We start from the raw sequence: 12,357 nt of genomic DNA on the forward strand, positions 1-12,357 counted from the left end.
GACCGTCCCCCCACGGCCCCCAGGGCGGCTAGATCGTCCCCGCGCCGCCCAGGATCACGGTGTACTGCGAGGACAGCACGCCGCCGTTGCCGTGCGCCAGCGCGATTTCCGCGTCCGCCACCTGGCGCGCCCCGCATTCGCCGCGCAACTGGCGAACGGCCTCGACCAGCAGGAACAAGCCGTACATGCCGGGATGGCAGTAGGACAGGCCGCCGCCGTTGGTATTGACGGGCAGTCCGCCGCCCGGCGCGATATGGCCGCCGCTGACGAAAGCGCCGCCCTCGCCCTTGGCGCAGAAGCCCAGGTCTTCCAGGAAGAGGATCGTATTGATGGTAAAGGCGTCGTAGACGCCGACCACGTCCACGTCGCGCGGTCCTATGCCGGCCTGCGCATAGGCCAATTCGCCGGCGCGGCCGGCGCCCGTGCGCACCAGATCCGGCATATTGGAGATCGACAGGTGCGTGGTCGCGTGCCCCGCGCCCAGCAGATACGCCGGCGCCTTGCGCAGGCCGCGCGCCCGTTGCGCCGACGCGATCACCAGCGCCCCGCCGCCGTCGCTCACCAGGCAGCAGTCGCGTATCGTCAGGGGATGGCTGACCATGCGCGAGGACAGCACGTCCTCGACCGTCAGCGGCGTTTTCTCCCAGGCCGCGGGATTGAGCAAGGCCCACTGCCGCGCCGCGACGGCGACTTCCGCCAGTTGCTCCCGCGTGGTGCCGAACTCGTGCATGTGGCGGGCGGCGGCCAGCGCGTAGGCGGTCGGCGGCAGGAAAGGCTTGAAGGGCGCCTCGTAGGGATTGCGCTCGCCCGGGCTGGTGTTCTTGCGCCCCAGCGACCGCTGCGTGCTGCCGTAGGCGACCACGGCCACCTGGCACACGCCCGCCTCGACGGCCTCCACGGCGCGCGCCAGATGCCCCATGAAGGACGAACCGCCGGTCGAGGTCGAATCGATGTGGGCCTCGGGAAGGCGCAGGTACTCCGCCAGCGCCAGGCCGGCCATGCGGCTCTGCGTGGTGGCGCAGAACAGGCCGTCCACGTCGCGCAGGGACAGGCCGCAATCGGCCAGGGCCCGCTGCACGCCCTGCGCCATCAGGTCGATAGGGGAAAAGCCCGGGCCGACTTCGCCCAGGTCCGACTCGGCCACGCCGACAATGGCGGCGCGGCCACGTTGCAGGGATACCGTCATATCACTCCGCCGGGATGAATACAGGATAGGGATCGTCGTCCTCGGTGTCCGGCGCGTGCACGCGCAAGCGCACGCGCAGGCCGATGGCGACGTCGGAAGCGGGCAGGTCCTCGACCCGGCTCATCAGGCGAAAGCCCTCGTCGCAGTCGATCAGCGCGACGTTGTAGGGCTCGCCCTTGCGCGGGTGGACGACGGACGTGCTGTACACCGTCCCCAGGCCGCTGCTGACGCGCCACTCCAGGCAATCGTCGCCGGTATAGGGGCACAGCACGCGGGGAAAGAACACCGCCTTGTCCGCGCCGCGGCTGTATTGATAAGCCAGGCGGCCCGCGCGCAGGTGCTCGACGTAGATGGCGTAGGGCGAGCGGCCGCCGGACGGAGCGCCCTGGGCTTGCGCCGTCATGGCTGCGCCTCCTTCGCGTACATCACCGAAATCGTCTCGGCCACCATCGCCGGACGCGACATGCCTTCGATCTCGATGCGGTTGCCGAAGGTCAGCCGCGCGCCGCCGTCGACGGGGTCGTAGGCGTCCAGGGTGCGATGCAGGCGGACGCGCGCGCCGCACTGCACGGGCGCGGTGAAGCGCACTTTGTTGGACCCGTAGTTGATGCCGCGCGAGCGTTGCCGCACGCGGCAGATCCCGGCGCCGAGAAAGGTGACCAGCGACAGCGTCAGCATGCCGTGCGCGATGGTCTTGCCGTCCGGCAGCTCGCGACGGGCGCGTTCCACGTCGACGTGGATCCAGTTGTCGTCGCCCGAGACGGCGGCGAAGGCGTCGATGCGCGCCTGGTCGATCTCCAGCCAATCGCTGGTCCCCAGCGACTGGCCGACGTAGCGCTGCAGGTCATAGGGTGTATCCACTTCAAGCATGATGCTCCTCCTCGTTAGCTTTCCACCAGGGCCGGCAGCCGCTCGCGCACCAGGCCTTCGGCCTGGCGCATGATGCGCGCCACCAGCTCCGCGCAGGTCGGCACGTCGTCGATCAGGCCCTGCACCATGCCCACCGTCCAGATGCCCTCCTCGACGTCGCCCTCTTCGTAGACGCGCCGGCCCTTGCCGCCGGCCACCTTAGGCCCGATCTCGGCGATGCCCAGGCCGGCCTGCTCCATCTCGACCACGCTGCGCGCCAGGGCGGTGCGGGCCACGCGGCTGCTGTTGCGCAGGCTGCGCAGGATCAGGATGGTGTCGGCCTCGCTGTTGGCGACGATGGTCTGCTTGATGTTGTCGTGCACGGGCGATTCCCGCGTGCACATGAAGCGGGTGCCCATGTTGATGCCCTCCGCGCCCAGCGCCAGCGCCGCCACCAGCCCGCGCCCGTCGCCGAAGCCGCCGGAAGCGATCACCGGAATGCCGACCTGTGCCACCGTCGCGGGGATCAGGATCAGGCCGGGGATGTCGTCCTCGCCCACGTGGCCCGCGCATTCGAAGCCGTCGATGCTGACCGCGTCCACGCCGATCTGCTCGGCCTTGCGGGCGTGGCGCGGCGTGGTGCACTTGTGGATGACCTTGATGCCGGCGGCCTTGAAGGCCGGCATGTGCTGGGCCGGGTTATTGCCCGCCGTTTCGACGATGCCGACGCCGCTGTCGATGATGACGTCGCGGTAGGCGTCGTAGGGAACGGGCTTGAGCGTGGGCAGTATCGTCAGGTTGACGGCAAACGGCCGGTCCGTCATCGACCGCACGCGCTGGATTTCCCTGGCCAGGTCCTCCGGCGTCGGCTGGGTCAGGGCCGTCAGCACGCCCAGCGCGCCGGCGTTGGACACCGCGGCCACGAGTTCCGCGCGCGCGACCCATTGCATGCCGCCTTGGACGATGGGGTGCTCGATGCCGAGCAGTCGGGTGATCGCGGTCTTCAACGGCCGCCTCCTTGATGATGATGGCTGGGCCCCGCCGTCACGGCGGCGGGAACATAGGGACCGCAATCCGGCGCGAGCGACAGCCGCGCGCCCGTCACGGCCTGCAATTCGGCGAAATCCATGCCTTCCAGCAGCCGGCTGACGACCAGTCCCGCCGGCGTCACCTCGATCACCGCCAGGTCGGTATAGATACGGTCCACGCAGCCGGCGGCCGTCAGGGGATAGGTGCAGTGCTCCAGGATGCGCGGTTCGCCGGACTTCTGGACGTGCTCCATCAGCACCCATACCCGGGCCGCGCCCGCCGCCAGGTCCATGGCGCCGCCCACGCCGGGGATCTGCCCTTCGGCGTCGGTCGTCCAGTTGGCCAGGTCGCCATTGGCGGCGACCTGGAAGGCCCCCAGGCAGGCGATGTCGATGTGGCCGCCGCGCACCATCAGGAACGAATCGCTGTGGCTGAACACCGACGCGCCCGGCAGCAGCGTCACGAACTGCTTGCCCGCATTCAGCACGTCCGGGTCTTCCTCTCCCGGCCGCGGCGCCGGCCCCAGGCCCAGCAGGCCCTGTTCGCTGTGCAGCAGCAGTTCGCGCCCGGCCGGCACGTAATCGGCGATGAGCGTGGGCACGCCTATGCCCAGGTTGACGCAACTGCCCTCCGGGATATCGTGCGCGGCGACACGCGCCATCTCCTGGCGGCTCAGGCCCTTGCGGCCGGCCGCGGCAATGGCGGGGCTGCTCTTGGCATCGCGGTCTGTCTTCATGGCCGGACCTCCACCAGGCGATCGATGAAATTGGCGGGCGTCACGATGTGCTCGGGATCGAGCGCGCCCAGTTCGACGATTTCGCTGACCTGCGCGATGGCCAGCTTCGCCGCCCCCGCCATGACGGGATTGTTGATGCGCGCGCCGCGGTGGTAGACCAGGTTGCCCCAGCGGTCGCCCCGCAGCGCCTTGATCAAGGCCACGTCGCCGCGCAGCGGTTTCTCGAAGACGTATTGCTCGCCGTCGATGAGGCGGGTTTCCTTGCCCTGCGCCAGCCGCGTGCCGGCGGCGGTGCGGGTGAAGAATCCGCCGATGCCGGCGGCGCCGGCGCGGATGCGTTCGGCCAGCGTCCCCTGCGGCACCAGCTCCAGTTCGATCTTGCCGGCGGCGTAGAGCTCGTCGAAGATGGTCTTGCCTTGCAGGCCGCGCGGGAAGGAGCACACCATCTTGCGGATGCGTCCGGCGCGCATCAGGTCGCCGACGATGTCCTGCCCGATGGTCGCGTTATTGGCCACGATGGTGAGATCGCGCGCGCCGAGCTCCAGCACGCCGCGCATCAATTCCGCCGGCCGGCCCGACGTGCCGAAACCGCCCACCAGCAGCACGTCGCCGTCCTTGATGCCGGCCACCGCCTCGGCGATGGACTTCATGCGTTTGTCTATCATCGTTCAATCCAGGTCGTTGCCTTTCATGTCGGCGTTGCGGCGGGCGCGGCGCGCCAGGTCCAGCAGCACCGGACCGATGCGCTCGGGATCGTCCACCGGCTCGGCCTCCGGCCCGCGGTGCCACCCTTCCATGGCCGACAGATGGCCGCCGCCCACCTCGAACACGCGCCCGGTCACCTCGGCGCTGGCGGCACTGGCCAGCCAGACGACCACGGGCGCGATCCAGCGCGGATGCCGCGCGGCGATTTCTGCTTCCGTGCGCTCGCGCAGGTTCTCCGTCATGCGGGTCTGCGCGTGCGGCGAGATGGCGTTGACCGTCACGCCATAGCGTTTCAGCTCGCGCGCCGCGATGATCGTCAGCGCGGCGATGCCGGCCTTGGCCGCGCCATAGTTGGTCTGGCCGATGTTGCCGTAGAGGCCGGAGGACGACGAGGTATTGATGATGCGCCCGTCGACCGGCTCGCCCGACAGCTTCTGCTGGCTGCGCCAGTGCACGGCGGCATGGTGCGCCGGCGCGAACGTGCCCTTCAGGTGCACGTTGACGACGGCGTCCCACTCGCTTTCCTCCATGTTCACCAGCATCCGGTCGCGCAGGATGCCGGCGTTGTTCACCAGGGCGTGCAGGGCGCCGTAATGCGCGACCGTGCTTTCGATCATGTGCCGCGCGCCGTTCCAGTCCGCCACGTCGTCGCCGTTGGCCACCGCCTCGCCGCCGGCGGCGCGGATCTCGTCCACCACGGATTGCGCCGCCGACAGGTCCTGGCCGACGCCGTCGCGCGACACGCCCAGGTCGTTGACCACCACCTTGGCGCCGTGCGCCGCCAACTGCAGCGCGTACTCGCGGCCGATGCCGCGCCCGGCGCCCGTCACGATGACGACGCGGCCCTCACATAGCTTGCTCATTCCATCCTCCTGGGAAATTCAAGGGTTTTCGGTTTCTTGTGCGTCGCTGCCTGCGCATGGCGTCTCGCGCATGGCTGCTTTTCTTCCACGCAACGCCCTGCACGCATCATGTCGGCCCCGTTCATGCCGGGTCGGGCTGGCCGAAGACCGGCGCGCGCTTTTCGACGAAGGCGGCCGCGGCCTCGCGGTGGTCGGCGGTCTGGGTGCAGCGCACGTGGCGCCAGCACTCGCGGTCCAGCATTTCCGGCAGGGACAGGCCGGCGGCGTCGTTCAGGTTCGCCTTCATGTGCGCGATGGCGACGCGGGGGCCGTCGGCCAGGCGGCGCGCGACGCCCATTACCGTACTTTCCAGCGCATCCGGCTCGGACACCGCATTGACCAGCCCCAGCGCCAGCGCGGCGGACGCGTCCAGCATGGGCGACGTGAAGTAAAGCTCGCGCGCCTTGGCCATGCCGACCAGACGCGGCAGGAAATAATGCCCGCCGAAATCTCCCGGCAGCCCGACGTCGACGAAACCGGTGCGCAGCCGCGCCGTCGTGTCCGCATAACGCAGATCGCAAGCCAGGGCCAGGCTGAGCCCGGCGCCCACCGCCGGGCCGCGCAGCATCGCGATGGTGGGCTTGGGCATGGTGTGCAGTAACTCGCAGATGCCGGTACGCCGCCGCAGGGCCGCCATCTTCTGTTCAAAGGACAGCGCCGGCGCCCCTGCGGACGAACCCTGATCGCCGCCGCCAGCACTGGCAGCCATGCGCGACACATCGCCACCCGCGCAAAAGGCCCCGCCCGCGCCGGTCAGCACCACCGCGCCCACATCGTCATCGGCGGCCGCCGCGCCCAGTGCCCGCAGCAAGGCCGCATACAGGCCGGGACTGAGCGCATTGCGGCGCGCCGGCCGGTTCAAGGTCAGGACGAGCAGGCGTCCCTCCTGCCTTTGCAGCAATTCCTGGCTGGCTGCTGCATCCCCCGTCTCCGCGACGGAGGGCGCGGCGCTCGTCCGCGTCTCGCTGTGCTTCACGCTGTCTCCTCGGCCTCTCGTTTCTTCGTCCTTGCCGCGACGCGAAGGCAGTCGCGCGGCCTTTTTTTATCCTAGGGGAAGACGATGATCGCGTGCGCGGCGCGGCCGCATTAAAAGGTCCACATACCGAGATACCGATGGCCCGACATCCGCCGCCCCGCCGTATTCCGGTTACAAGTGACCTCGGCGCCAACGCCGGCCAGGTCCAACATATAGAAGAAACGCAGCGCCACCCATGCGACGCGGAGACAGAACCATGAGTCCCAGCATTCCCACGCCCTCGGCCAGCGCGGCCGCGGGCACCCAGACCTTGCACCGCGCGGTGGCGCTGCTGCGCCTGATCACCGCCAACAATCGCAGCGGCAGCCGCCTGGTGGACCTGTACCGCCGCACCGGCCTGGAACGCCCCACGGCGCACCGCATCCTGCAAGGCATGATCGCCGAGCAACTGATACGGCAGGACAGCCGCAGCAAGCGCTACTACCTGGGTTCGCTGCTGTACGAAATGGGCCTGGCCGCGGCGCCCAAGCTGGCGCTGCGCGATATCTGCCATCCCTACCTGGAGACCCTGGCGGAGCAGACCGGCGACACCGTCTTCATGACCGTGCGCTCGGGCTTCGACGGCGTCTGCGTCGCGCGCGCGGATGGTTCGTTCCCGATCAAGATGTTCGTGCTCGACGTCGGCCGGCACCGTCCGCTGAACGTCGGCGCGGGCGGCCTGGCGGTGCTGAGCGCGCTGCCCGACGACGAGATCCAGCGCATCTGCCGCGTCAACGTGGCGCGCACCCAGCGCAAGAACCCGCGCTTCACCGACGCGCAACTGCGCGCCAGCATCGCCGCCACCCGCCGGCGCGGCTACGCCACCAACAAGGTCATGGACAACCCGCCCGTGCATTCCGTCGGCCTGGTGGTCCGCTATCCGGACGGCACCCCGGCCGCGGGCATCAGCGTCTCGACGCTGGCCTCGCGCCTGGGCAAGGACCGCCTGGAGATGGTCGTGCGCTGCCTGGGCGACGCGGTGGAATCGATCGAGGCCGACCTGCGCCGCCACCTGGCCCGCGACGAGGTGGCGCGCGCCGAACCGGAAACGGCGTGAACGAGCCGCGCGGTCAAAGAGGCCAAGGGGGCAAAGCGGGCAAAGCGGACAAAGCGCGCATGGCGCCGCGGACGCGGAACCAGCGCCCGGCAAGCGGCCGCGATACGGAAATGCCCCGCTTCGTGAAAGTCCAATTTATGGACTTGAATTTGCACCCCACGCCGCGCGCGCCCGTTCGCAACCGCCCTTGAGTCCTTAGACTTTTTTTCGTATCCCGCCGCCGCCGCGCGGCGGGACGCACACCCACAAGAAAGATACCGCCCCGCAGGGCGGTGGAGGACGATAATGACACCCCTGATTTCCCGACACCTGGCCCGCATGGCCGCGGGCCTCGCCCTGGGCGTGTGCGCGGCCGCCGCGCACGCCGACTATCCCGATCACCCCATCCAGGCCATTTCGCCCTATGCCGCGGGCGGCGCCAACGACTTCCTCACCCGCCTGATGGCGCAGCACATGGGCACCGTGCTGAAGACCACCATCGTGGTCGAGAACAAGGCCGGCGCCAACGGCATCGTGGGCGCCGGTTTCGTCGCCAAGTCGGCGCCGGACGGCTACACCCTGCTCATGGGCAACAGCGCGACCCACGGCACCAATCCGACCTTGTACAAGCAGATGCCCTACGACCCGGACAAGGATTTCGCGCCGGTGGGCATGGTGGCGTCGGTGCCCATCGTGCTGGCCGTCAACGCCAAGCTGGGCATCGACAACATCGCCGGACTGCTGGCCTATGCGAAATCCCATCCCGGCAAGCTGGCCTTCGGCAGCAGCGGCGTGGGCGGCACCGGCCACCTGTGCGGCGAGGCCTTCAAGGCGGAAACGGGGCTGGACATGGTCCACGTTCCCTACAAGGGCGACGCCCCGGCCGTGGCCGACGCCATGGGCGGGCAAGTGCAGATGGCCTTCGTCGGCGTGGCGTCGGCGGCGCCGCTGCTGGCATCGGGCAAGATCAAGATCCTGGCCGTGGCCAGCGCCCATCGCTCGGGCTCGCTGCCCAACGTGCCCACCATGGCCGAGGCCGGATACAAGGACATCCAGTTCGCCCAATGGTATGCGCTGGTCACCCGCGCGGGCACGCCGGCGCCGGTCATCGAGAAACTGAACGCGGCGACCAAGGTCGTCCTGGCGCGCGAGGACGTGAAGAAAAGCCTGGCGACGCAGGGCGCCGATCCGGAGTACATGACGCCGGACCAGTTGCGCACTTTCTATCGTTCCGAGATCAAGCGCTTCGCGGACATCATCACGCGGCTGGGGATCAAGGCGGAATAAGCCTGATACATCTGGCATCAAGGTGCAGGGCAGGAAGCGGGGCGGGATGAATAGAATGTCCGCTCCCGCCGCCGGCCTCCGGGCCGGTCCCTAGGAACGCCCTGGCCTGCCCCGATGAAACCGAGTCCGCTGTCCTGCCTTGCCCTGCTCCTGGCCCTTGCCGCCGGCCCCGCCGCGGCGCAGGTCGCGAGCCCCTCGTCCGAGGGGCCGGATTTCGGCAAGTGGGAAACCAGCGTCCTCGGCGGCTCGGGCAAGGAAGTGGTGCGCGCCGCCACCTGGAGCGCGAGCAACAAGACCCTGCTGTCCTACGACTTCTACGTCGACGACTGCCGGGGCGTGAGCTTCTCCATGGCATGGATACGCGCCCAGCCGGCCGATCACGACCTTTACCTGAACCACGTGGCCACCACGCTGCAGGTCGACGCGCATCCGGCGATTCCCTTCCTGAGCACCTACCAGGTCGCGAAAGGCGAGATCGCGTCCGTGCTGACGCTGGCCGAGATCGACGATTTCACGGCGGCCATCGAGCAGATGGAGCAAGGCCGGACGGTGCGCATGCGGGTACCGTGGGACGTCGAAACCCGCGCCAACGACATCCTGGAGGACTATCCGCTGGACGGTTTCGCCGCGGCGCTCGCCTGGGCGCGCAAGACCTGCTGGGACATCGCGGGCCATCGTCCGGGCAAAAGCCAGCCGCTGCCCTGAGCGCCGGCGGCGCGGCAAGGCCGGCGAGACGCCGCGCCAGCCGTCACATCCGCACCGGCCGCGGATCCACGGGAGGATCGCCCGCCGGCGGCTCGCCCTCGGGAGGATCGCCCTCCGGCGGCGGCGCCTCGTCCGGATCGGGCGGCGGGCTTTGCGGACCGCCCGGCGGCGGCACGCCGGGATCGGCGTCCGGCGGCTCGGGCGTGATGTGGGCGCGGTACGGGACGGGCTGGATATCGGCGGGAAGCAACAGGCTCATCATGGCGGGCAAGGGTCCGGTCGGACGGCGTTTCTCGGTTGGGGATGCCCGGCGGCCGCAAGCGCCATGCCGACGCGCCTATCCCTATAATCCAGCGATGACCGACACCGCCACCCCGCGCCTCACCCCCCTGCGCCTTGCGGCAGGCCCCGCCACGCTGGAACTGCTGCCCGCGCTGGGCGGGACCATCCTCCGCTACGACTGGCACGGCGTGCCCGTGCTCCGTCCCACCGACGGCATTCCCGAACAATCGCGGGTGACGGCCTGCTACCCCCTGGCGCCTTATTCCAATCGCATCGCCGGCGGCCGCCTGGCCTTCGGCGGCCAGTCCTGGGACATTCCGCGCACCGCGGACAACCATCCCTTGCCCATACACGGCCTGACCTGGCAGCGGCCCTGGACCGTGACGCGCCACGACGCGACGCACGCCTGCATGGAACAGAGCTACGAGGTGCCGGACGCGCGGACGCCGGATGCCCCCCTGCCCTGGCCCTTCCCCTTCCACGCGACGCAAACCTTCGAGCTGGACGAGGACGCCTTGCGCATGACGCTGGCGCTGCGCAACACCGGCAGCACGGAGCAGCCGGCCGGGCTGGGCTGGCATCCCTATTTCCCGCGCACGCCGCAAACGCGCGTGCGCGCGCAGGTCAGCCACATGTGGGTCAACGACGACCAGAGCCTGCCGCAAGAATTGCTCGACACCGGCGGCGCCGTGGGCGACGGCTTGCCGGCGGCGCAAGTCGACCTGGACAACGTATTCAACGGCTTCGCCGGACAGGCCAGCGTCGCCTGGCCGGAGCGCGGCATGGCGGTGGACCTGGAGGCCGAGCCGCCGCTGGGCCACCTGGTGATCTTCACGCCGCCGGGCAAGCCACACATCGCGGTGGAGCCGGTCAGCAATATGACCGACGCCTTCAACCGCTACGCCCGGGATCCGGCGCCCGAACTGATCGAGCTCGCCCCCGGCGTGCGCCAGGACCGCGCCACCGGCACCCTGCTGCTGGCCCCCGGCGCGCAGGCGAGCGCCACGCTGACCCTGCGGCCGCGCCGGCTGCGCTGACCCGCCCGGAACGCGCATGGACGACGCCGTACTCGCCGCGATCAAGCGCTGGCCCGACGTGCCGGCGGTTTCCGGCTGGCTGTCGCTGGACGAGCGCGGCCGCTGGCGGCTGCATCCCAACGGCGATGCCGGCCAGGGCGGCCCGGGCGAAAGCATCGCGAGCCCCGCCATCCTCGCCTTCATCGACCGCAACTACGCGCGCGACGACGAGGGCCGCTGGTTTTTCCAGAACGGCCCCCAGCGCGTCTACGTGCGCCTGGACGCCGCGCCCTACATCCTGCGCGTGAGCGCGGACGGCGCCGGCCTGCAGACCCACACGGGACTGGCGGTGCGCCGGGTGGCCGCGTGGTGGCTGGACGAGGACGGCCGGCTCTATGCCGACACCGACGCCGGCCCCGGCATGCTCGACGGACGCGACATGCCGCGCGTGCTCGACGCCCTGGCCCTGGAAGACGGCACGCCGGCCCTGGAAAGCCTGGCGACCCTGCCCCTCCAGGGCACGCTGAAGGTCTGCTACCGGCCGGCCTCCGCCACGGCCCGGCCGGCGTCCGCGCCCCTGACTCACGCCACCCGCGACCGCATTGCCCAGGCGCTGGGCTACGCCGTCGGCGCTTGAAGCGCGACCGCTCCCGCACCGAGGACATTCCATGGACACGCACGGCGCGATGCGCACTTTCGCCAAGGTGGTCGAACTGGGCTCGTTCGCCGCGGCGGCCGACAAGCTGGACCAGGCCCGCTCGGCGGTCACGCGCCAGGTCGCGTTCCTCGAACAGCGCTACGGCGTGCGCCTGCTCAACCGCACCACGCGCAAGCTGGGCCTGACGGACGCCGGCCAGGCCTTCTACGACCGCATCCGCCCCATCCTGGCCGACCTCGACGACCTGGAGCAGGCGCTGCAGGCCGAGGACAGCCGCCCCAGCGGGCGCCTGCGCGTGGCCGCCCCGGTCTCCTTCGGCGTCCGCCACCTGGGCCCCGCCATCGCCGACTACATCGCCGCCTATCCCGACGTCTTCATCGACCTGGACCTGAACGACCGCGTCGTCGACCTGGTGGAGGAAGGCTACGACGTCGCCGTGCGCATCGGCAGCCTGCCGGACTCCACGCTGGTGGCGCGGCCGCTGGCGCCGCAGGCCCTGAAGGTCTGCGCGTCGCCGGCCTACCTGGCGGCCCACGGCGAACCGCGCCACCCGGAGGACCTGAAGCGCCACCGCTGCCTGCAATATGCATATTCCCGCACGGGCAACGAATGGCGTTTCGAGAAGGACGGCCAGACCCATGCCGTGCGGGTGCCGACCTTCCTGCGCGCCAACAACGGCGACATCCTGCGCACGGCGGCCGTGGCGGGCCACGGCATCGTCCTGCAGCCGGGCTTCCTGGTCGACACCGACATCGACGCCGGCCGGCTGGTGCCGCTGCTGCGCGACTACAGCCATGCGCCCATCGCCATGTACGCCGTCTATCCGCACCGCCGCTACCTGACGGCCAAGGTGCGCACCTTCGTCGCCTTCCTGGAGGCGCGCTTCTGTCCCGCCGCCCCGGATCGCTGAGACGCTTGCCGCCCGAATGACGCGCCGCGGCGCGCGCCACC

15 protein-coding genes are annotated in these 12,357 nt (G+C 70.1%); 6 read left to right on the forward strand and 9 right to left on the reverse strand.

Translation table 11 applies throughout. From position 1 onward, the window contains the following. Positions 1-28 precede the first annotated feature (28 nt). The 8 genes from CAL29_RS25255 to CAL29_RS25290 all read right to left on the reverse strand — a co-directional run bounded on the left by CAL29_RS25255 (position 29) and on the right by CAL29_RS25290 (position 6,383). On the reverse strand, positions 29-1,186 hold the full coding sequence (locus tag CAL29_RS25255) for a thiolase (RefSeq protein WP_094855678.1): 1,158 nt from the start codon (positions 1,184-1,186) through the stop codon (positions 29-31). A 1-nt stretch (position 1,187) separates the two neighbouring features. Next, positions 1,188-1,589 carry a Zn-ribbon domain-containing OB-fold protein gene (locus CAL29_RS25260; RefSeq protein WP_094855679.1) on the reverse strand — a complete coding sequence of 134 codons (402 nt, stop codon included), beginning with the start codon at positions 1,587-1,589 and terminating at the stop codon, positions 1,188-1,190. Further along, complete coding sequence (locus CAL29_RS25265; RefSeq protein ID WP_179284182.1) at positions 1,586-2,056, reverse strand: MaoC family dehydratase; 471 nt, start codon at positions 2,054-2,056, stop codon at positions 1,586-1,588. The genes CAL29_RS25260 and CAL29_RS25265 overlap by 4 nt, the downstream gene beginning before the upstream one ends. A 14-nt stretch (positions 2,057-2,070) precedes the next feature. Next, entirely contained in the window at positions 2,071-3,042 is a 972-nt protein-coding gene (locus CAL29_RS25270; protein ID WP_094855680.1) for an NAD(P)H-dependent flavin oxidoreductase, read from the reverse strand. Further along, positions 3,039-3,800, reverse strand: a complete 762-nt coding sequence (locus CAL29_RS25275) for a 3-oxoacid CoA-transferase subunit B (protein WP_094855681.1) — start codon at positions 3,798-3,800, stop codon at positions 3,039-3,041. Before CAL29_RS25275 ends, CAL29_RS25270 begins: the two co-directional genes overlap by 4 nt. Further along, positions 3,797-4,465, reverse strand: a complete 669-nt coding sequence (locus tag CAL29_RS25280; protein WP_094855682.1) for a 3-oxoacid CoA-transferase subunit A — start codon at positions 4,463-4,465, stop codon at positions 3,797-3,799. The genes CAL29_RS25275 and CAL29_RS25280 overlap by 4 nt, the downstream gene beginning before the upstream one ends. A gap of 3 nt (positions 4,466-4,468) precedes the next feature. Next, the gene (locus CAL29_RS25285) at positions 4,469-5,368 is read right to left on the reverse strand and encodes an SDR family oxidoreductase (protein ID WP_094855683.1); all 900 of its coding nucleotides are present in this window, start codon (positions 5,366-5,368) and stop codon (positions 4,469-4,471) included. 121 nt (positions 5,369-5,489) lie between these two features. Beyond that, positions 5,490-6,383 (reverse strand): enoyl-CoA hydratase-related protein, encoded by an 894-nt coding sequence (locus CAL29_RS25290; protein ID WP_256977743.1) that lies wholly within the window; start codon positions 6,381-6,383, stop codon positions 5,490-5,492. Positions 6,384-6,639: 256 nt separating this feature from the next. Here CAL29_RS25290 and CAL29_RS25295 point away from each other — a divergent pair, with 256 nt between their 5' ends. From CAL29_RS25295 to CAL29_RS31715, 3 genes are all read left to right on the forward strand, one after another. Next, the gene (locus CAL29_RS25295) at positions 6,640-7,479 is read left to right on the forward strand and encodes an IclR family transcriptional regulator (protein ID WP_094855684.1); all 840 of its coding nucleotides are present in this window, start codon (positions 6,640-6,642) and stop codon (positions 7,477-7,479) included. Positions 7,480-7,764: 285 nt separating this feature from the next. Further along, positions 7,765-8,745 carry a Bug family tripartite tricarboxylate transporter substrate binding protein gene (locus tag CAL29_RS25300; protein WP_094855685.1) on the forward strand — a complete coding sequence of 327 codons (981 nt, stop codon included), beginning with the start codon at positions 7,765-7,767 and terminating at the stop codon, positions 8,743-8,745. Between the two features lie 114 nt (positions 8,746-8,859). After that, the gene (locus tag CAL29_RS31715; RefSeq protein ID WP_179284183.1) at positions 8,860-9,450 is read left to right on the forward strand and encodes a hypothetical protein; all 591 of its coding nucleotides are present in this window, start codon (positions 8,860-8,862) and stop codon (positions 9,448-9,450) included. Positions 9,451-9,493: 43 nt separating this feature from the next. On the opposite strand, the gene CAL29_RS31720 is transcribed toward CAL29_RS31715, so the two are convergent. Next, positions 9,494-9,712, reverse strand: a complete 219-nt coding sequence (locus tag CAL29_RS31720; RefSeq protein ID WP_179284184.1) for a hypothetical protein — start codon at positions 9,710-9,712, stop codon at positions 9,494-9,496. 94 nt (positions 9,713-9,806) lie between these two features. Here CAL29_RS31720 and CAL29_RS25305 point away from each other — a divergent pair, with 94 nt between their 5' ends. Genes CAL29_RS25305 through CAL29_RS25315 form a run of 3 tightly spaced genes read left to right on the forward strand, consistent with a single transcriptional unit; the run spans position 9,807 to position 12,316 of the window. Continuing rightward, positions 9,807-10,769, forward strand: a complete 963-nt coding sequence (locus CAL29_RS25305) for an aldose 1-epimerase (RefSeq protein WP_179284185.1) — start codon at positions 9,807-9,809, stop codon at positions 10,767-10,769. 16 nt (positions 10,770-10,785) lie between these two features. Beyond that, on the forward strand, positions 10,786-11,385 hold the full coding sequence (locus tag CAL29_RS25310) for a DUF2946 family protein (protein WP_094855687.1): 600 nt from the start codon (positions 10,786-10,788) through the stop codon (positions 11,383-11,385). 31 nt (positions 11,386-11,416) lie between these two features. Beyond that, positions 11,417-12,316, forward strand: coding sequence for a LysR family transcriptional regulator (locus CAL29_RS25315; protein WP_094855688.1), 900 nt, complete (start codon positions 11,417-11,419; stop codon positions 12,314-12,316). Positions 12,317-12,357 lie beyond the last annotated feature (41 nt).

It is taken from the genome of Bordetella genomosp. 10 (assembly GCF_002261225.1).
Lineage (GTDB): Bacteria > Pseudomonadota > Gammaproteobacteria > Burkholderiales > Burkholderiaceae_B > Bordetella_C.